Genomic DNA, 19,359 nt, shown 5'->3' with positions numbered 1-19,359 from the left:
TGCGGGCGCCCGTCACCGGTCCGCGGGCCGCTAGCTGAGGGCCGGCGCCGTCACCAGCACCCCGTCGGGACCGATCAGCGGCAGGATCTCCTCCGCGGCGACGGGCCGCGAGAAGAGGTAGCCCTGGCCCAGTGCGCAGCCGAGGTCACGCACCAGCGCCAGCTGGTCGCAGGTCTCGATCCCCTCGGCGATCGACTGGAGGTCCAGCGAGTCGGCCATGTGCATGACCGAGCGGACGATCTTCTGGGTGTGCGGGCTGTCCACGAGGTGGGAGATGAAGCTCCGGTCGATCTTCACGACGTCGGCGTCGAAGCGGTGCAGGTAGCGCAGCGAGGAGTAGCCGGTGCCGTAGTCGTCGACCGCCACCGAGACGCCGCCGGCCCGGAGGTCCTTGACCACCGCGACCGCGGTCTCGAAGTCCAGCGCCAGCGACTGCTCGGTCAGCTCGACGACGACCAGCTCGGGGTCGAGGTCGTGCTGCGCGATCAGCCGGAGCACCGCCGCGGCGAAGCCCGGCTCGTCGAGCTGGCGGCTGGAGACGTTGATGCCGACGGCGATCCGGTGGTCGGGCCGCTCCTGCTTCCACCGCGCGAGCTGCGCACAGGCCTCGCGCAGGACGTGCCAGCCGAGCACCTGGATCGAGCCACCCGCCTCGGCCATCGGGATGAACTGGTCCGGCGGCACCGCCCCGATGTCGGGCTGGTTCCACCGCAGCAGGCACTCGACGCCACGGACCCGCAGGTCGGCCAGGTCGACGATCGGCTGGTACACCACGGTGAACTGCTCCAGGTCGGGTTGGGCGATCTGCTCGCGCAGGTGCACCTGTTGGGCGGCCATGGCGCGCTCGTCGCCGTCGATGAGCACCATGCCGCCCTTGTCCCGGGCCTTCGCCTCGTAGAGCGCGATGTCGGCGTGGGAGAGCAGCGAGTGCGGCGTCTCGTCGCTCTCGCCGGCGAACACGGCGCCGATGCTGGCCCGCACCAGGAACGTCCGCCCGCCGGCCTGAACGGGCTTGCCGATCCGCTCGATCAGGCGCCGCGCGCGGTCCTGCACCTGGGCCCGGTCCCCGCGCATCAGCAGCGCGAACTCGTCGCCGCCGAGCCGGGCCACGGTCTCGTCGGCCCGGACCGCCCTGCGGAGCCGCCGGGCGATCACCTCGAGGACGAGGTCGCCGGACGCGTGGCCGTGCCGGTCGTTGATGACCTTGAAGTCGTCGAGGTCGATGAGCAGCAGCGCCGAGCGCCGCCGCTGCCCCTCGGCGAGCACCTCGGCGAGGCGGCGCATCAGCAGGGTCCGGTTCGGCAGCCCGGTCAGCGCGTCGTGCGACGCCTCGTGCGTGAGCCGGTCGGTGAGCCGGCGCTGCTCGCTGACGTCGTGCAGGGTGAGCACGGTGCCCTTCAGCGCCCGCTCGGCGAGCTGACCGACCACGGTCACCTCGAACCAGCCCCAGCTGCCGTCGGAGAGCTCGACGCGGCACTCCACGAAGCCGGTACGCCGACGGCCGAGCACCACCGGCTCCACGACCCCCATCACGGGCCCGAGGTCCTCGGGGTGCACGTGCGCGGCGAGCGCCTCGGCCGTGGTGACGCCCGACGGCCAGGAGCCGAGCGTGCTCTCGGCGGACGGGCTGCGGTACTCGATCGCGCCGCGGGTGTCGATGACCACGACCACGTCGGTCAGGTTGTGGACCACCTCGCGCCACCACTGCTCGCGGTGGCCGAGCTCGGCGGTACGTCGTGCGACGGCCTCGGACAGGTGCCTGGCCGAGGCGGTGTGGTCGGCGACCACGATGCACTGCCGACCGGTCGCGGCGATGGCCAGCGGCACCACCAGCCACAGCAACGGGCCGTGCGTCAGCGCCGGCTTCGCGACCACCGCCGAGACGGCGAGAGCGAGCGAGGCGTAGGGAAGCAGCTGCTGGAGCACCGACGGCGGGTCGGCGACGGCGACCGGCCCGGCGACCTCGCACTCCACCGGCGGGGACGCGGCGGCCACGGCGACCAGCGCGAAGCTGAGCAGCCACCCGAGGTCGACCAGCCCGCCGGGTGCGAACTGGTGGTGGAAGGTCCGGGTCACGTAGATGCTGTCGGTGAGGGTGAGCACCAGCCAGCCGGCGCCCAGGGGCCCCCACACGCGCCACTGGGTCCGCGGCACGACCATCAACCGGGTCAGCACGGCCGCCGCCACCGCCACGTCCGCGAGGGGGTAGGCCATCGCGACGGCGGTCGCGGCGTTCAGCGACGACGCCTCGACCAGCGGCTCGAGCACCCACACGGTGCTGGCCAGCAGCAGCGAGCAGGCGATCACCCCACCGTCCCAGGTGAGCCGCCAGTGCGACCAGACCACGCTCTGCGCGACCGGGAACCGGGAGGCGCCGATGATGACCGGCAGCGCGTAGCCGATGTAGCCGAGGTCCGCCGGCGAGGGCAGCGGCGGGGCCGACCCGACGCCGAGGTCGTAGGCGGCGAACGCCATCGAGCCCCCGGCCCACACGAGGCAGCCCACCGCCAACCACGCCCAGCCGGTGTGGGTCTGGCCGCGTCGGCGGTGGGCGGTCCAGCAGCGGTGGCCCGCCACCAGCGGGGCGACGACGAACACCAGGTCGCTGACCGCCGCCCTCAGCCGCGGGCCGCCGAGGCCGGCGTCGAGCCACAGCAGGTAGAGCGCGGTGAGGACCAGCGCCAGCTGCAGGGTGCGCAGCTGCGGCTGCGTCCGCCCGGCGGCTCCCCCGCGGGGGCGGCGCCGGCGGCGGGAGGACGGCTGCGCGGGGCGTGCCGGCGTGGCGCGGGCCCGGGCTCGTCGTCGACCGCGCGGTCGGCGTGCACGCCCCCGTCCGCGGAGACGAGGTCGGCCGGACCGTCGCTCCCCGCGGATCGCTGCACCGCAAGCCGCACCACGCGGATCCCCCTTCCACGCCTCCCAGCATTCCGCCCCAGTGTCGGTCCCCCCGGGACGCCCTGCAGCGGAATGTCCGAATTGCGCAGGCGCACCGGGACCGGCCGCTCCCCCGCTCCGGGAGGCTCAGCCCTGCTCGGCCCACCGCAGGCTCGAGGGCCGCCCGAGCCGGGTGGTCCGCCGGGACACGACGAAGGCGATGACCGTCGCCACCAGGAACAGGACCAGTCCGACGCCGGCGAGGATCGCCGGGTGCGAGGAGTACGCCGGCGACGGCTCGAACTCACCGGCGGTGCCGAGGCTCAGCGACGGCAGCACCAGCAGCACGGCGAGCAGCGCGGAGGCCACCCCGAGCACGACGGCGAGGCCGAGCATCACGACATACTCCAGCACCGAGGCCCGCAGCAGCGTGCGCTGCGAGACACCCACCACCCGCAGCGACGCCACCTCGTAGGAGCGCCAGCGCGACTGCAGCACCGCCGAGGCGAACACCCCGAACACGGCGAGCAGCAGCGTCGCCAGGCCGACGACCAGGAACAGCCGCAGGCCCAGGGTGAAGGCGTCGGTGCGCAGCTGCTGCAGCGTCGTGTCCATCACGCCGATCGGTCGCAGCGGGACCCCCTGGTCGCGAACCGCGTCCAGCACCGCCTCCGGTGTGCCCCGGGCGACCCAGAGCTGCGGCAGCACGACGGCGCCGGCCGGTGGCGCGAACTCCACCAGGGAGGTCTGCAGGTCGGCCATCGACCCCTCGGCGCCGAGTCCCGGGAGCGCCTGCGTGCGGGCGACGACCCGCATCGGCACCTTCTGGCCGTTGAGACCGACGCCCTGCACGACCGACCGGTCGTAGGAGAGCGCGAGGCCGCTCCCGGCGACGTGCGCGGTGGTCGGCGTCACCGAGCTCGTCACCACCACCGGCTGGACGTCCGGCGTCGTCGCCGGCGTGATCGCCGCGAACCCCGAGACCATCGTGGCCTCTCCGCCCGGACCGCGGGGCAGGCTGCCGAGGTGGACCTCCCAGTGCAGCCCGGCGGGTCCCGACGCCAGCACCACCGGCGGGTCGACCAGGGACACCGGGAAGGGCCGGGCCGGGCGCCAGGCCGCCGTGTCGTCGAGACCGAGCTCCAGAGGAGCGCCGTCGGCACTGATCCCGGTCAGGGTCAGCTCGCCGTCGGCGTCGAGCACCGAGGAGCTCGTCCCGGTGAGGATGACCTGCTGGAGCACGCAGCGGTGCCCGCAGTCGTAGACCTTGGTGGTCAGCGTCGCCGGGGCGGCCCCGTTGCGCAGCCCGCCGAGCGGGACCCGGCGCAGCTCGCCGACGTCGTTGAGGTACTGCACCTGCAGCACCGGCTTCGTGCGCGTGCCCGAGCGCAGGTGTACGTCGTCGACCGTGGCGCCGAGCGACCGGCCCCTGAAGGTGATCGGCGCGCCGGGGGCGGGGCGCAGCGAGCGGGCGATGCCGGCCAGCGACTCCGAGGACCAGGACGGGTCCCAGGCGGCGACCCGCACCAGCCGGGTGGAGTCGATGAGCAGCCGGCGACCGATCCCGTCCGCCCCGTTCTCCACGACCGCCGCCGCGAGGTAGCGGCCCTCGGGGTCGACCTGGCGGGTGACGCGCAGCAGCCGGTTCGCCGACACCTCGGTCTGGAAGGTCCGCGCCGCGCCGACCTCGGCCCGCGCCCGGCTGACCCGCCAGTCGTCGGAGACGGCCGTGGCGGTCGAGGCGAACGCGATGACCGAGACCGCCAGCAGCAGCGGGATCATCAGGTGGGCGAGGTCGCGCCGGCGGGCCAGCCGCCGCGAGGCCAGGTAGGCCGGCGTGCTGCTGCCTCCGGAGGTCCGCCGGAGCCAGCGCTCGCTGACCTGCCGCAGCAGCGCGGCGCCGGCGACGGCGACGGCCAGCGCGATCAGCAGCGGCGCGAGCAGCGCCAGCAGCTGGCTGGACTGGTCGGCGGAGGTGACCAGCTGGAGCACCGCCGCCACGGCGACGGCGACCACGGCGCTGCGCAGCACGAGGCCGACCCGGGACATCCCGCGCAGCGACAGCGACGCCTTCAGCGCCTGCCCGAGCGGCTCGCGGATCACGTCGAGGGCGGCAACCGCGGAGGCGACGAGAGCTGAGCCGACGACGGCCGCCAGCGCCCCCCAGGCGACCGGGTCGACGACCACCGGGATGCTCGGCACCAGCCAGAGCCGGGCGATGGCGTGGGTGGCCAGCACGGCCAGCGCCAGTGCCGGCAGCACCGCGAGCGCGACGACCAGGAACGGCTCGCCGACGGCGAACGCGAAGACCTGCGCCCGGGAGTGCCCGCGCAGCTTGGCCAGCGCGACGTGCGGGCGCCGGACCGCCGCACCGGCGGAGACCAGGGCGAAGAGGAGCAGGAGCGCGAGCACGACCAGCGGTGCCAGCGCCGCGATCATCACCCGCGACAGCAGCGTGTGCTCGGACCGGACACCGTCGAAGAGGCTGCGCAGCTCGAGCTGCTCGACCTCGCCGCCGGTGCTGGAGGCGATCAGCCGCTCCTGGAACCGGGTGGCGAGCGATTGCGCGGTGCCCATCGTGTCCAGGTCGACCGCGTGCGGGTCGATCGGCCGGTCGACGCCACCGCGGAAGGTCTGGGAGTCGAAGGCGGCCGGCGCGACCAGCAGCGCGGGGGTCGCCGGGCTCGCCTCGGACACGTCGCCCTTGCCCGGCGGGGCGACCAGGTTCTCCAGCCCGGTGAACCGGGACAGGTCGAACCAGGCGGGCGAGTCGGGGTCCGCCACCCGGTAGGTGCCGACGACCTCGAAGCTGCGGTCGGACTTCCGCTCCGCCTCGGTCCGGGTCTCCTGCCCGTCGACCTTCGTGGTCACGAGGTACTTGTCGGTGACGGTCAGGTCGATCCGGTCCCCGGGGGCGACGCCGAGCGCCGCGGCCATCCGCTCCTGGACCAGCGCCTGGTCGTGCCCGGTCGGGCAGCTGCCGGTGATCTCGGCCAGGTCGCACATGCCTTCGCGCCAGTACAACGGCACCTCGAAGACGAGCGGCCCGTGCTTCATCGTCGGGCCGCGGTCGCGCAGCCAGGCGGTCTCCTGCGGCCAGAACCGGTCGACGCCGTCCCGGTCCACCGCGGCGGACGCCTTCTCGACCAGCGAGGTCGGGTCCGGCGCGACGAAGCTCGCGGGGTCGTCGGCGGGCGGCTCGTCCTGCAGCGACGGCACCGAGTAGGAGAGGCCGGTGGTGTACGGCGCCCGCTCCCCCAGCCGCGTGTCCACCAGGTGCTCGGAGGCCGCACGGCCGTACATCGGACCCAGCACGGCCGCCCCGGCCGCCACCCAGATCACCAGCAGCGCCGCCGCGTTGAGCCCACGGCGGGCCCACAGCCCGACCAGCAGGACCTTCACTCCTGCGCTCCCGTCTCGTCGACGGCGCGCAGCAGCACGCCGTCCGGAGTCTGCTCGAACTGCACGAGGGTGCCCGCCGGGAACCGGTCCGCCAGGTCGTCGGGCAGGTGCACCGCACCGTCCTCGTCGACCACGCCGAAGTCGAAGCCGTGGCGGCCCTCGGAGCCGATCCGGCCGTTGCGGATGGTGATCGAGCGCGGCATCGCCGAGGCGACCTCCGGGTCGTGGGTCACCAGCACCACCGTGGTGCCGAACTCGCGGTTGACCAGGTGCAGCAGCGCCAGCATCGCGTCGCGGTCGTCGTGGGACAGCTGCGAGGTGGGCTCGTCGGCCAGCAGCAGGCCGGCCCCGGAGGAGACCGCCGCGGCGAACGCGATCCGCTGCTTCTCGCCCCCGGACATGGTGCCCAGCGGCCGTCCGGCCAGGTCGCGCATGCCGAGCCGGTCGAGCAGCTCGACCGCGGACGGCAGGCTGCGGCGTACGGCGGTGGGTAGGGCCCGGCGCGCGAACTCGATGTTCTCCACCGCGCCGGCGTAGGGGAGCAGGTTCCGCGAGGCGCCCTGCAGCAGCGAGGCGACGGTGCCCGAGCGCATCCGGCCGAGCTCGCCCTCGCTGACCCGCGAGACGTCGTGGCCGTCCACGATCACCTTGCCGGCCGAGGGACGCAGCACCCCGCCGAAGAGGCTCAGCAGCGTCGACTTCCCCGAGCCAGACGGACCGAGCAGCGCGACCTGCTCACCGGCCCGGATGTCGAGGTTGACCCCGCGCAGCGCGACGACGTCGTGGCCGCCGGCGGTGGTGTAGATCTGCACGACGTTGACGCAGCGCACCGCCACCCCGGTACGTCGGGCCACTGCGGTGCTCATGAGCCGGGCCTGCGGAACGGGTCGTGCTCGTGCCCGGGGATGACCTCGACCGGCACACCGGCGGGCAGGCCCTCGACCCGGCCGTCCACGAGGTGCAGCTCGTCGTCGCAGGCCGCGGCGACGTCGGGGTCGTGCGTGGCCACCACCACCACCGCCCCGCGGTCGGCCTCGGCCCGCAGCTCGGCGACCACCCGGTCCCGGTTGGTCTCGTCGAGCTCGCTGGTGGGCTCGTCGGCCAGCAGCACCTCGGGCTCCACGGCGAGCGCGCGGGAGACCGCGACGCGCTGGAGCTGGCCTCCGGACAGCTCGGAGATGAGCCGGTCGACCAGGTCACCGACGCCCAGCCGGTCCAGGGTGGCGGTCGACCGGCTGACCGCGTCCCGGGGCCCGACCCCGCGGGCGCGCAGCGCGACCGAGACGTTCTCCTCGGCGGTCAGGCTCGGCACCAGGCCGTAGGTCTGCAGCACCAGCGCCGTCCCCGCCCGCGGCTCACCGTGCCGCGTGCCGACCGGGCCGCCGGCGTACGACACCTGCCCGGAGTCCGGCCGCAGCAGGCCGCCCAGCACGCTGAGCAGCGTGGTCTTGCCCGATCCGGAGGAGCCGGTGACCGCGAGCATGCGGCCCGGCGACGCCGTCACCGACACCTCGTCGAGCAGGAGCCGGCCCGGTCCGACGACTCTCAGGTCCAGTCCGACCAGTGCGGCCGCCCCGTCCAACGGCGTCGTTCCCATGACTGCTGTGCTCTCCCCCGTCTCGTGCCGCCCCCGACGGACCGGCCGGCTGCCGCCGGGCCAGATCCGTCGGACGACTGTGGCGCCAGGAGTGCCGGGGCGCAACACCGTTTCCCGGGTCGTGGCGAAACCGTGATCTTGGCCGATGCGCTCAGTTGACGTTGCGCGGCCCGCGCAGGCCGGCGCGCTGCACGACCCGCTGGATCGTGAGGTCCCGCTCGTAGGGACGGGCGACGAACCGGATGTCGCGCAGTCCCTGCTCCTGCGCGGCGGACTCGAAGACGAAGTGGCCGTAGTCGACCAGGCGCCCGCTGAGCGGCTTCTCCACGGTGATGTCGAGGATCCGGCCGAGCGGCATCGTGGCCATCTTCTGCGACAGCACGCCACGCACCCGGAACACCCGCATGTTGGTGATCACGAACCGGTCCATGTGCTCGTTGAGCGCGCGCCAGCAGGCGTGCACGAGCACCACGAAGGCGGCGACCAGCGGCACCCAGGCCAGGTCGACCGGCGAGATCAGGAAGAGGTAGAGCAGCAACAGCGCCAGCAGGGCCTCGAGGCCGGGCACGAGGTAGACCACCCAGTGGTGGTGGACGTCGTCGACGATGACCTCGCCCTCGTCGCGGAGCAGGTGCGACCCGATCTTGGGGTCGAAGGTCCGGGCGAACCACCCCTGGCGCGTGGTCCGGCGCACCCGGACCGTCGTGGGCATACCCGTCCTACTTGAACAGCGCGCCGAAGAACTCGATGAGGCTCTCGAACGCCACGAAGAGTGCGTCCGCGGCGCCTCGCACCGCGCCGGCCGCCGCGGCCGGCTGGGTGACCATGTAGAACAGCACGAACAGGAGTGCGATGCCGATTCCCAGCTTGCGCATGCTTCTCTCCGTCCCGAGTGTCCGGGCGCGCCCGTGCACGCCTCGCCCGTCATCCTGGCAGAGCCGGGACGGCGCGCGTGGGAGGCACGCGGGGCGTGAGCATCGCGGTCGCCGGGTACGGCACGGCAGCCGCAGCCCCCGAGGAGAGAAGTAACCGTGACCCAGACCGATCACCAGGACGACCAGCAGCAGGACCAGCCGCGCCCGCAGCACCGGATGCCCGCGGACGTCGACCGCGCCACCGCCGAGGCGGTCGGGCGGCTCACCGAGGCGCTGGAGACCGTGGAGCGTGCCCGCGGGCACCTCTACACCTTCCACCAGCTCACCGGCACCGCCGACTTCCAGATCAGCGACGCCGCCGACCAGCTGCGCGAGGCCGGCCACACCGACCTCGCCGACGAGATCGAGCGGGACCTGGTCGGCCGCAACGTGCTCCCCGGGCGCTGGACGTTCCAGGTGATGGAGGACTACGACGACACCTACTGGTCGTTCTTCCGCGACCTCGAGCGGCGCACCCGCGAGGAGCTGACCCACGGCCGCCGGCACCTGTACGAAGCCTCGCTGAAGGAGGAACGCCGCACCCAGGGGCACCCCGACCACAGCGCGACCCCGGACTCCCCGGGCCGCGAGGCCAACGAGCGCTGAGCAGGGTTGACCGGCCGACCGACTGAGCCGGGCCAGTCCGGGCCGGGCCGGCTCAGTCGGTGTAGGCCTCGAGCAGCACGTCGGCCGCGGCGTAGGGGTCGGAGTCGCCCGACGCCACCTTCTCGGCGAGGTCGTCGAGCTCGGTGCGGGTGTGGACGTCGCTCCACCGCGCCCGCAGCGCGGTCACCGCGATCGCCTCGATCTCGTCGCGCGCCCGGCGCACCCGGCGGCGGGTCAGCTCGCCGCTGCGCTGCATCCAGGCCCGGTGCTCGTCGAGCTTCTCCACCACCTCGTCGACCCCCTGGCCGGTCTGGGCGACGGTCAGCACGATCGGCGGCCGCCAGGAGTCCTCGGTGCGGTCGGCGAGCGCCAGCATGTTGCGCAGGTCGCGACGGACCTGCTCGGCCCCGTCGCGGTCGGCCTTGTTGACGACGTACAGGTCGCCGATCTCGAGGATGCCGGCCTTCGCCGCCTGGATGCCGTCGCCCATGCCCGGTGCCAGCAGCACCATCGTGGTGTCGGCGAGCCCGGCGACCTCCACCTCGCTCTGCCCCACGCCGACGGTCTCGATCAGCACCACGTCGCAGCCGGCCGCGTCGAGCACCCGCAGCGCCTGCGGCGTCGACCAGGACAGCCCGCCGAGGTGGCCGCGGGAGGCCATCGAGCGGATGTACACGGACTTGTCGAGCGCGTGGTCCTGCATCCGCACCCGGTCGCCGAGCAGAGCCCCGCCGGAGAACGGCGAGGACGGATCCACCGCCAGGACGCCCACCCGCTTCCCGGCCGCGCGCAGCGACGTGACAAGCGCGTTGGTCGAGGTCGACTTCCCCACGCCCGGTGAGCCGGTGATGCCGACGATCTGGGCGTGCCCGGTGAACGGCGCGAGACCGGCCATCACCTCGCGCAGCAGCGGCGAGGCGTCCTCGACCAGCGAGATCAGCCGGGCGACCGCCCGCGCCTCGCCGTTGCGGGCCCGCTCGACCAGGTCGGGGACGGAGACCGCGCGGCGCCGCCCGCCCGGGGCGCTCACCCGATCCCCCGGACGGACCAGGCGGACCCGGCGGACCGGGCGGACCGGGCGGACGTCGCGCCGCGTCGGCCGGTCACGCCGGGACGTGCAGGATCAGCGCGTCACCCTGACCGCCGCCGCCGCACAGCGCGGCCGCACCGGTGCCGCCGCCGCGACGCTTGAGCTCCAGCGCGAGGTGCAGCGCGATCCGGGCGCCGGACATCCCCACCGGGTGGCCGAGCGCGATCGCGCCGCCGTTGACGTTCACCTTGTCCTCGTCGAGGCCCAGCTCGCGGGCGGAGACGATGCCGACCGCGGCGAAGGCCTCGTTGATCTCGACCAGGTCGAGGTCGGAGACCGAGATGCCCTCCTTCTCCACCGCCTTGCGGATCGCCGTGGACGGCTGGGTCTGCAAGGTGGAGTCGGGGCCGGCGACCTGGCCGGACGCCCCGATCTCGGCGAGCCACTCCAGGCCGAGCTCCTCGGCCTTGGCCTTGCTCATCACCACGACCGCGCAGGCGCCGTCGGAGATCTGGGAGGCCGACCCGGCGGTGATGGTGCCGTCCTTGCTGAACGCCGGACGCAGCCGGCCCAGCGACTCCACGGTGGTGTCGCCGCGGATGCCCTCGTCCTGGGAGACCACCACGGGGTCGCCCTTGCGCTGCGGGATCTCCACCGGGACGACCTCGTCGTCGAACACGCCGTTCTTCCACGCCTCGGCGGCGCGCTGGTGGGAGCGGGCAGCGAATGCGTCCTGCTCCTCGCGGGTGAGGCCGGCCGCGGCGGCGTTGCACTGCTCGGTGAGCGCGCCCATCGCCTGGTCGGTGAACTGGTCGTAGAGGGCGTCGTAGGCCATCGAGTCGACGATCGCGACGTCGCCGTACTTGTAGCCCTCGCGCGACTTCGGCAGCAGGTGCGGCGCGAGCGTCATCGACTCCATGCCGCCGGCGACGACGATCTCGTGCTCGCCGGCGCGGATCAGCTGGTCGGCCAGCGCGATCGCGTTGATGCCGGAGAGGCAGACCTTGTTGATGGTGATCGAGGGGACGGTCATCGGGATCCCGCCCTTGACCGCGGCCTGACGGGCGGTGATCTGACCGGCTCCGGCCTGGATCACCTGGCCCATGATCACGTACTCCACCTGGTCGCCGGTGACCCCGGCCTTCGCCAGGGCCGCCTTGATCGCGACTCCCCCGAGGTCGGCGGCGCTCTGGTCCTTCAGACCGCCGAGCAGCCGGCCGATGGGCGTGCGAGCCCCTGCGACGATGACGGATCCGGACATGACGCCTCCTATGACTGATGGGTGCCGCTCCACGCGGGTCACCGTTCGCCGCGCGCGACGGACGTTCGACGCACGTGGACGGCACGGCTCCTCACCGGACCATACCCACCGTCCTGGCCGGCGCGGGAGGGGCCGAGGGACCCTGCCGGTGTCGGACAGGTCACAGTCCGTGGCCGCCCGGCCGGCCGGCGTACGACGATGGCCGGATGAGCGTCCCCCCGCAGCCCGGTCAAGCCGGCCCCGCCCTGCCCGAGCACCTCTTCGTCTGCATCGACCACGTCGGGGTCGCCGTGCCCGACCTGGACCAGGCGATCGCGTTCTACCGCGACGCGTTCGGGATGCACGTGCAGCACGAGGAGACCAACGAGGAGCAGGGCGTCCGCGAGGCGATGGTCGCCGTGGGTGACTCCGGCTCGTGCATCCAGCTGCTCGCGCCGCTCGACGCGACCTCGCCGATCGCGAAGTTCCTGGACCGCTCCGGTCCGGGACTGCAGCAGCTGGCCTACCGGGTCACCGACGTCGACCAGGTCTCGGCGGTCCTGCGGGAGCGGGGCCTGCGGCTGCTCTACGACGTCCCGCGGCGGGGTACGGCGGGCAGCCGGATCAACTTCGTGCACCCGAAGGACGCCGGCGGCGTGCTCGTCGAGCTCGTCGAGCCGGCGCCCGCCGGGACCCACTGACCCGGCTCACGGCTGCTGGTAGGCCGCGTCCCGGGCGTCGGTGACCAGCATGTGCCCCGGCGCGTGCGTGATCGCCAGCGCCGGGCGCGACTCCGCGATGGCGGCCTGCGGCGTGACGCCGCACGCCCAGAACACCGGCACCTCGCCCGGCCGGACCTCCACCGGGTCGCCGTAGTCGGGTCGGCCCAGGTCCGCGATCCCCAGCGCTCCCGGGTCTCCCACGTGGACCGGGGCGCCGTGGACGGCCGGGTAGCGCGCCGTGATCCGCACCGCGTCGGCGACCCGGTCGGCGGGCACCGGCCGCATCGAGACCACCAGCGGCCCGGCCAGCGCGCCGGCCGACCGGCAGCGGCGGGAGGTGCGGTACATCGGCACGTTGACGCCCTGCTCGAGGTGGCGCACCGGCACGCCGTCCAGCACCAGCGCCGTCTCGAAGGTGAAGCTGCAGCCGATCAGGAAGGTCACCAGGTCCGGACGCCACCAGGACCGGGCGTCGGGGGTCTCCTCGACCAGCTCGCCGTCGACGAAGACGCGGTAGGCGGGCAGGTCGGTGCGGACGTCGCCGTCCAGGATCGGGCCGGAGACCTCGCCGGCGTCGAGCACGTCGAGGACCGGGCACGGCTTGGGGTTGCGCTGCGCGAACAGCAGCAGGTCATAGGCGAGCTCTCGCGGCACCGCGACCAGGTTGGCCTGGGCGTAGCCGCTCGCGAACCCGGCCGTCGGCGTCACCAGCCCCTCCCGGAAGAGCTGCCGCGCCGCGGCCGGGGACAGCCCGGCCGGGTCCTTCACGCCGGTCATGCCCGCACCCACCGGAACGAGACGGCCTGTCCGGGCCGCACCTGCGCGGCCCGGTCCACGTGGGCGTCCACCACGACCGCGACCACCGGGTAGCCGGCGGTGACCGGGTGGTCGGCCAGGAACAGCACCGGCTCCCCGCTCGGCGGCACCTGCACCGCACCGCGGCAGGCGCCCTCGCTGGGCAGCTGCCGGTCGGCGTCGAGGTGCGCGATCGCGCCGCCGCTGAGCCGCATGCCGATCCGGTTGCTGCGCTCCGAGGCCCGCCACCGGAGCGCCACCAGCTGCTCGACGTCCCGCACCCAGGCGTCGCGGGGGCCGCGCACCACGTCGAGGACGACCTCGTCGTCCAGGACCAGCGGCGGCAGGTGGTCCACGCTCGGGTACGTCGCCGGGGCCGGCCCGACCCGGAGCAGGTCGCCCTCCGCCAGCGGCGCGGGCCCGAGCCCGGCCATCACGTCGTGGCTGCGGGAGCCGAGGACGTCGGGGACGTCGAGGCCGCCGCGCACCGCGAGGTAGGAGCGCAGCCCCCGCGGCGGGGTGCCGAGACGGACGACCGCTCCGTCGCCGGCCGGGACGACCGCGTAGGGCCCGACCTCGCGGTCGTCGACGTGGACCGGGGTGGGGGCACCGGTGACGCACAGCCACACCGGACCGCCCACCACCTGCACCTCCAGCCCACCGAGGGTGACCTCGACGGCGGCCGCGCCCTCGGGGTTGGCCAGCGCTCGGTTGGCCTGGCACAGCGCGGCCCGGTCCGCGGCACCGGAGCGACCGACCCCGATCGCCGAGAGGCCGTGCCTGCCCAGGTCCTCCACGAGCGCCAGCGGGCCGGTGCGCCGGACCCGCAACGCCGGACCCGCGGCCCGCACGCGCGCCGGCCGGCCGGCCGACCGGGTGCTGTCTGCCTGACTCATCTGCTCTCCTCCTCGACGAACCGCACGACCGCGCCGGGACGCAGCAGCGCCGGCGGCTCCCGGTCCAGGTCCCACATCGGTGCGCTGGTGGTGCCGATCAGCTGCCAGCCGCCCGGCGACTCGCGCGGGTAGATCCCGGAGTAGCTGCCGGCCAGGCCGACGGCACCGGCCGGCACGCAGGTGCGGGCGCTGTCACGACGCGGCACCTCCAGCCGCGCGTCGCCACCGACGAGGTAGCCGAAGCCCGGGGCGAAGCCGCCGAAGGCGACCCGCCAGGCCGCGCCGGTGTGGGCTGCCACCACGTCGGCCTCGGTGAGGCCGGTCAGCCGGGCCACGTCGGCCAGGTCCGGGCCGTCGTAGCGCACCGGGATCTCGATCGAGTGGTCCTCGCCGGCGGGGCCGCCGTCGGCGGTGGCCTCCAGGTCGGCCAGAGCCTGACGCAGCGAGCCGGTCGACGTACCGGCGGCGGCGACGACCAGCACGGTCTCCGCGGCCGGGACCAGGTCGGCCACGCCGGGCAACGACCGGGCCCGGAGGGCGTCGACGTACCGCACGACCGCCTCGGTGCTGCCGAGCTCGACGAGCAGGGCGCGGTCGCCGTAGGCGAGCACCGACCGGGTCACAGCAGGCCCCTGGTGAAGGGGACCAGCTCGACGCCGGCCGCGAGCAGCCGTGCCCGCACCTGCTCGGCCATCTGCACCGCCCCCGGGGAGTCGCCGTGGACGCAGATCGACTCCGCGTCCACCTTGACCGTGGAGCCGTCCACCGCGGTGATCGTGCCCTCGACCACCATCTGCACCACCCGCCGCGCCACCTCCACCGGGTCGTGGAGCACCGCGCCCTCGAGCCGGCGGGAGACGAGGGTCCCCTCCGGGGTGTAGCCCCGGTCCGCGAACGCCTCGCGCACCGGGCGCAGCCCGGCCCGCTCCGCCTTCTGGAGCAGCAGCGAGCCCGGCAGCCCGAGCACCGGCAGGTCGGGGTCGTAGGCGCGCACCGCGTCCACGACCGCCTGCGCCTGCTCCTCGTGGTGCACGACGGCGTTGTAGAGCGCCCCGTGCGGCTTGACGTAGCGAACCCGCGTGCCGACCACCCGCGCCAGCCCCTCGAGCGCCCCGATCTGGAAGACGACGTCGTCGGCCAGCTCCACCGGGTCCATGTCGACGAAGCGCCGGCCGAACCCGGCGAGGTCGCGGTACCCCACCTGGGCGCCGACGATCACGTCCTGGGCCAGCGCCTCCGCACAGGTGCGGCGCAGCGTGCTGGCATCACCGGCGTGGGCGCCGCAGGCGACGTTGGCACTGGTCACCGCGGCGAGCACGGCCGCGTCGTCGCCCAGCTCCCAGCGGCCGTAGGACTCCCCGACGTCACTGTTCAGGTCGACGCTGATCACAGGTTCCCCAGCTGCAGCAGGGCGTTGTAGCCGAGGTACACGGTGAGCAGCCAGGTGAGGCCGCCGATCACCAGCAGCCAGGTCGGGTAGCGGTAGCCGCCGAGCAGGTCGCGACGGCGCCAGGCCACCCACAGCAGCATCCCGAAGCCGAGCGGCAGGATCAGGCCGTTGAAGGTGCCGGCGAAGATCAGCAGCGTCACGGGCGCCTGCTCGAGCAGCAGGAACACCCCGCCGGTCAGCACGATGAAGCCGACGGTCATCAGGCTGCGGGTGCGTTCGGGCGTGCGCGAGCTGGTCATGAACGACACCGAGGTGTACGCCGCGCCGATGACCGAGGTGATCGCCGCCGCCCACAGGATCACACCGAAGACCCGGAGGCCGACGTCGCCGGCGGCCGCCCGGAACGCCGACCCGGCCGGGTCGTCCGAGGCGAGTGCGGTCCCGCCGGCGACGACGCCGAGCACGGCCAGGAAGAGCAGCGCCCGCATCACCCCGGTGAGCACGACGCCGATCACGGAGCTGCGGGTGATCTCCCGGACGTGGTCCACGCCGGTCCGGCCGGAGTCCAGCAGCCGGTGGGCGCCGGCGTAGGTGATGTAGCCACCCACCGTGCCGCCGATGATCGTCGTCACCACCACGAAGTCGAAGCTCTCGGGCAGCACGGTGTTGCGCAGCGCCTCCCCCACCGGCGGCCCCGAGGTGACCGCGATGCCGACCGTGGCCGACATCATCACCAGACCCAGGAACAGCACGATCCGGTCGAGGGCCATGCCGGCCCGCTTGCTCAGGAAGATGCAGATGGCGATCGCGGCGGAGACCGCGCCGCCGATCTTCGGGTCCAGGCCGAGCATGGCGTTGGCACCGAGACCGGTGCCGGCGATGTTGCCGATGTTGAAGACCAGTCCACCGGCCACGACGAGAGCCGCCAGCGCGTAGCCGAGCCAGGGGAGCACGTGGTTGCCGAGCTCGTGGGCCCGCTGCCCGGAGACGCCGATGACGCGCCAGACGTTCATCTGGACCGCGACGTCGACGATCACCGAGATCACGATCGCCGCGGCGAAGGCGGCGCCGAGCTGAGCGGTGAACGTGGCGGTCTGGGTGATGAAGCCGGGACCGATCGCGCTGGTGGCCATCAAGAAGATGGCGCCTATGACGGCCGAGCGACCGGCCCGCCGGTCCGACGCCGCCGTGGGGCCTCCTGCCGGGGTGCCGCCCGCGGGGCCGGTGCCGACGTCACCGTGGACGCCGCTCCGGTCGGCCGCTGCAGCCACGGGTGCGGCCACTGGGGGTGCCGCCGGGCGGCCGGGCAGGTCTGGCTGGGTCATGGGGGTCTCCTCGCTCCCGAGCGCGACGTCCACCTGACCAGTCGGTCCGGCCCTCGGCCTGGAGCCCCCAGCAGGGGCCGAGTGTGTGCGTCGTCACATTGCTTCCCTGAACCGTAGGGGATTGTTGAACAATTCCGCAATACCCACGGTGAACGAATCCGTACACTGGTGCCATGACAGCGCAGCGTGCCGGCCGGTCCGACCTCACCGAGGTCCTCGGAGCGCTGGCCGAGCAGCGCCGCTCGCACCGCCTGGTGCTCAGCACCTCGGCCGACCGGGCCGCGCGCGTCGTCCGCGAGGAGGTCGTCGAGGGACGGCTCCGCTCCGGCACCCGCCTGCCCGAGGAGCAGCTCGCCTCGGCGCTGGGAGTCTCCCGCAACACGCTGCGTGAGGCGCTGAGCCAGCTGGTCGCGGAGCGGATCCTGGTCCGCGAGGCGCACCGGGGCGTGCTGGTGGCCGCCCCTCGGTCGGGGACGTGGCCGACGTCTACCGGGTGCGTCGGCTGCTCGAGCCCGCGGTGCTGCGCGAGTTCCCCACGTTCGGCGGCGCGGCGGCGCGGGTGCCGGCTCTCGGTGCTGCGGTGAGCGAGGGGCGCGCTGCCGCCGACCGCGACGACTGGGACGGCGTGGCCAGCGCGAACCAGCACTTCCACCGCGCGGTGGTGGCGCTGGCCGGCAGTCCCCGGCTCGACGCCACGATGGAGCTGCTGCTCGCGGAGATGCGGCTCTTCTTCCACCAGATGGACGGCGCCGAGGAGTTCCACCGCCCCTACCTGGAGGAGAACGCCCGGATCGCCGAGCACGTCGCGGCCGGGCGCGCGGCCGAGGCCGCCGAGCAGATGGCGAGCTACCTGTCCGCGGCCGAGCGGCAGCTGGTCACCGCCTTCGGCGCGAGCCCGGTGGCCTAGCCCCGTCCGCCGACCGGGGCCTGCTCGCCGCGGAGCCACCCGTCCGGGCCAGATACGTCACACCCTGCTGACACCTGTGGTTACTCCTGGGTAGATTCCGACTCACCGTCGTGGGCCGCTCCGCGACAGGTGAGACCAGGTGCCTCGGTGCAACCACAGGAGAACCCGTGAAGCAGATCCTCGACGCCATCCTCGCCGGTGACACCACCGCGGAGGAGTACGCCGCCCTCGAGCTCCCGGACCACTACCGCGCGGTCACCGTCCACAAGGACGAGACGGCGATGTTCGAGGGTCTGGAGAGCCGCGACAAGGACCCCCGCAAGTCGCTGCACGTGGAGGACGTGGCGCTGCCCGAGCTCGGTCCGGGCGAGGCCTTCATCGCGGTGATGGCCAGCGCGATCAACTACAACACGGTCTGGACCTCGATCTTCGAGCCGATGCCGACCTTCGGCTTCCTGGAGAAGTACGGCCGGATGTCACCGCTCTCCAAGCGGCACGACCTCCCCTACCACGTGGTCGGCTCGGACCTCTCCGGCGTGGTGCTCAAGACCGGGGCGGGGGTGCACTCCTGGAAGCCCGGCGACGAGGTCGTCGCCCACTGCCTCTCGGTGGAGCTCGAGAGCCCGGACGGCCACAACGACACGATGCTCGATCCCGAGCAGCGGATCTGGGGCTTCGAGACCAACTTCGGCGGGCTCGCCGACATCGCGCTGGTCAAGTCCAACCAGCTGATGCCCAAGCCGGCGCACCTCACCTGGGAGGAGGCCGCGGCGCCGGGCCTGGTGAACTCCACCGCCTACCGCCAGCTGGTCTCCCGCAACGGCGCCGGCATGAAGCAGGGCGACAACGTGCTGATCTGGGGGGCCAGCGGCGGGCTCGGGGGCTTCGCCACGCAGTACGCCCTCAACGGCGGCGCCGTGCCGGTCTGCGTGGTCAGCAACGAGGAGAAAGCGGACATCTGCCGCCGGATGGGCGCCGAGCTGATCATCAACCGCAGTGCGGAGGGCTTCCGGTTCTGGAAGGACGAGCACACCCAGGACCAGTCGGAGTGGCGGCGCTTCGGGGCCCGGATCCGCGAGCTGACCGGCGGTGAGGACGTCGACATCGTCTTCGAGCACCCCGGCCGCGAGACCTTCGGCGCCTCGGTGTTCGCCGCCCGCAAGGGGGGCACCATCGTCACCTGCGCCTCCACCAGCGGCTACATGCACCAGTACGACAACCGCTACCTGTGGATGAACCTCAAGCGGATCATCGGCTCCCACTTCGCCAACTACCGCGAGTCCTGGGAGGCCAACCGGCTGATCGCCAAGGGGATGATCCACCCGACGCTGTCCAAGGCCTACCCGCTCGAGCAGGTCGGCCAGGCGGCCCTCGACGTCCACCACAACCTCCACCAGGGCAAGGTCGGGGTGCTCTGCCTCGCCCCCGAGGAGGGTCTGGGCGTCCGCGACGTGGCGATGCGGGCCGCCCACCTCGACGAGATCAACCGCTTCCGGGGGATCTGACCGGCTCCCGGCACCTCGCGCTCGTCCACGGACCGCGGTCGGGAATGCCGCGACGGTCCGGGGGTACGGCGTCCCGGTGCGGCCCCCCGAGGCCGACCCACGACCGGGTCGCCGTCGAGGCTGCCCGCGGGACGGCCGCGACCCGCGGCAAGTCGT

General features: G+C 73.7%; 18 protein-coding genes. 5 read left to right on the top strand and 13 right to left on the bottom strand.

All coding sequences use genetic code 11. The features are described from left to right. Window positions 1-30 precede the first annotated feature (30 nt). The 6 genes from H9L09_RS15990 to H9L09_RS15965 all read right to left on the bottom strand — a co-directional run bounded on the left by H9L09_RS15990 (window position 31) and on the right by H9L09_RS15965 (window position 8,748). Complete coding sequence (locus H9L09_RS15990) at window positions 31-2,598, bottom strand: putative bifunctional diguanylate cyclase/phosphodiesterase (RefSeq protein WP_187577844.1); 2,568 nt, start codon at window positions 2,596-2,598, stop codon at window positions 31-33. A 423-nt stretch (window positions 2,599-3,021) separates the two neighbouring features. Continuing rightward, entirely contained in the window at window positions 3,022-6,276 is a 3,255-nt protein-coding gene (locus H9L09_RS15985; protein WP_187577843.1) for an ABC transporter permease, read from the bottom strand. Continuing rightward, entirely contained in the window at window positions 6,273-7,142 is an 870-nt protein-coding gene (locus H9L09_RS15980; RefSeq protein WP_187577842.1) for an ABC transporter ATP-binding protein, read from the bottom strand. Before H9L09_RS15980 ends, H9L09_RS15985 begins: the two co-directional genes overlap by 4 nt. Beyond that, window positions 7,139-7,873, bottom strand: a complete 735-nt coding sequence (locus H9L09_RS15975) for an ABC transporter ATP-binding protein (RefSeq protein WP_187577841.1) — start codon at window positions 7,871-7,873, stop codon at window positions 7,139-7,141. Before H9L09_RS15975 ends, H9L09_RS15980 begins: the two co-directional genes overlap by 4 nt. 151 nt (window positions 7,874-8,024) lie before the next feature. After that, window positions 8,025-8,585 (bottom strand): PH domain-containing protein, encoded by a 561-nt coding sequence (locus H9L09_RS15970; protein WP_187577840.1) that lies wholly within the window; start codon window positions 8,583-8,585, stop codon window positions 8,025-8,027. Between the two features lie 7 nt (window positions 8,586-8,592). After that, window positions 8,593-8,748: a hypothetical protein gene (locus H9L09_RS15965; RefSeq protein WP_187577839.1), complete on the bottom strand. Its 156-nt coding sequence runs from the start codon at window positions 8,746-8,748 to the stop codon at window positions 8,593-8,595. A 156-nt stretch (window positions 8,749-8,904) separates the two neighbouring features. Here H9L09_RS15965 and H9L09_RS15960 point away from each other — a divergent pair, with 156 nt between their 5' ends. Next, complete coding sequence (locus tag H9L09_RS15960; RefSeq protein ID WP_246456068.1) at window positions 8,905-9,393, top strand: hypothetical protein; 489 nt, start codon at window positions 8,905-8,907, stop codon at window positions 9,391-9,393. A 52-nt stretch (window positions 9,394-9,445) separates the two neighbouring features. Here the strand turns inward: H9L09_RS15960 and meaB are convergent, their stop codons facing one another. Beyond that, on the bottom strand, window positions 9,446-10,423 hold the full coding sequence (gene meaB / locus H9L09_RS15955) for a methylmalonyl Co-A mutase-associated GTPase MeaB (protein WP_187577838.1): 978 nt from the start codon (window positions 10,421-10,423) through the stop codon (window positions 9,446-9,448). 73 nt (window positions 10,424-10,496) lie between these two features. After that, entirely contained in the window at window positions 10,497-11,684 is a 1,188-nt protein-coding gene (locus tag H9L09_RS15950) for an acetyl-CoA C-acetyltransferase (RefSeq protein ID WP_187577837.1), read from the bottom strand. A gap of 206 nt (window positions 11,685-11,890) precedes the next feature. On the opposite strand from H9L09_RS15950, the gene mce reads away from it, so the two are divergent. Next, window positions 11,891-12,364 (top strand): methylmalonyl-CoA epimerase, encoded by a 474-nt coding sequence (mce, locus tag H9L09_RS15945; RefSeq protein ID WP_187577836.1) that lies wholly within the window; start codon window positions 11,891-11,893, stop codon window positions 12,362-12,364. A gap of 6 nt (window positions 12,365-12,370) precedes the next feature. Here mce and H9L09_RS15940 read toward each other — a convergent pair whose 3' ends face one another. From H9L09_RS15940 to H9L09_RS15920, 5 genes are read right to left on the bottom strand one after another with little or no spacing between them, the layout of a single operon-like run. Next, a complete protein-coding gene (locus tag H9L09_RS15940) occupies window positions 12,371-13,162 on the bottom strand; it encodes a putative hydro-lyase (protein WP_187577835.1) in 792 nt (263 codons plus the stop codon). After that, the gene (locus tag H9L09_RS15935; protein ID WP_187577834.1) at window positions 13,159-14,076 is read right to left on the bottom strand and encodes a 5-oxoprolinase subunit C family protein; all 918 of its coding nucleotides are present in this window, start codon (window positions 14,074-14,076) and stop codon (window positions 13,159-13,161) included. Before H9L09_RS15935 ends, H9L09_RS15940 begins: the two co-directional genes overlap by 4 nt. After that, window positions 14,073-14,699, bottom strand: coding sequence for a 5-oxoprolinase subunit B family protein (locus H9L09_RS15930; protein WP_246456067.1), 627 nt, complete (start codon window positions 14,697-14,699; stop codon window positions 14,073-14,075). The genes H9L09_RS15935 and H9L09_RS15930 overlap by 4 nt, the downstream gene beginning before the upstream one ends. Next, window positions 14,696-15,466 carry a LamB/YcsF family protein gene (locus H9L09_RS15925; protein ID WP_223164086.1) on the bottom strand — a complete coding sequence of 257 codons (771 nt, stop codon included), beginning with the start codon at window positions 15,464-15,466 and terminating at the stop codon, window positions 14,696-14,698. Before H9L09_RS15925 ends, H9L09_RS15930 begins: the two co-directional genes overlap by 4 nt. Then, window positions 15,463-16,791: an NRAMP family divalent metal transporter gene (locus H9L09_RS15920; protein ID WP_187577833.1), complete on the bottom strand. Its 1,329-nt coding sequence runs from the start codon at window positions 16,789-16,791 to the stop codon at window positions 15,463-15,465. Before H9L09_RS15920 ends, H9L09_RS15925 begins: the two co-directional genes overlap by 4 nt. 173 nt (window positions 16,792-16,964) lie before the next feature. Between H9L09_RS15920 and H9L09_RS21710 the strand changes: the two genes are divergently transcribed. The 3 genes from H9L09_RS21710 (at window position 16,965) to ccrA (ending at window position 19,203) form a co-directional block, all read left to right on the top strand. After that, entirely contained in the window at window positions 16,965-17,375 is a 411-nt protein-coding gene (locus H9L09_RS21710; protein WP_223164085.1) for a GntR family transcriptional regulator, read from the top strand. Continuing rightward, on the top strand, window positions 17,267-17,698 hold the full coding sequence (locus H9L09_RS21705) for an FCD domain-containing protein (RefSeq protein WP_223164084.1): 432 nt from the start codon (window positions 17,267-17,269) through the stop codon (window positions 17,696-17,698). The genes H9L09_RS21710 and H9L09_RS21705 overlap by 109 nt, the downstream gene beginning before the upstream one ends. A 167-nt stretch (window positions 17,699-17,865) precedes the next feature. Continuing rightward, on the top strand, window positions 17,866-19,203 hold the full coding sequence (gene ccrA / locus H9L09_RS15910) for a crotonyl-CoA carboxylase/reductase (protein ID WP_187577832.1): 1,338 nt from the start codon (window positions 17,866-17,868) through the stop codon (window positions 19,201-19,203). Window positions 19,204-19,359 lie beyond the last annotated feature (156 nt).

Origin of the sequence: Nocardioides mesophilus, from assembly GCF_014395785.1 — a bacterium.
In the GTDB taxonomy this organism is placed as follows: domain Bacteria; phylum Actinomycetota; class Actinomycetes; order Propionibacteriales; family Nocardioidaceae; genus Nocardioides_B; species Nocardioides_B mesophilus.
The sequence above is the reverse complement of the archived record's forward strand: the minus strand, read 5'-3'. Positions and strand labels throughout refer to the sequence as shown.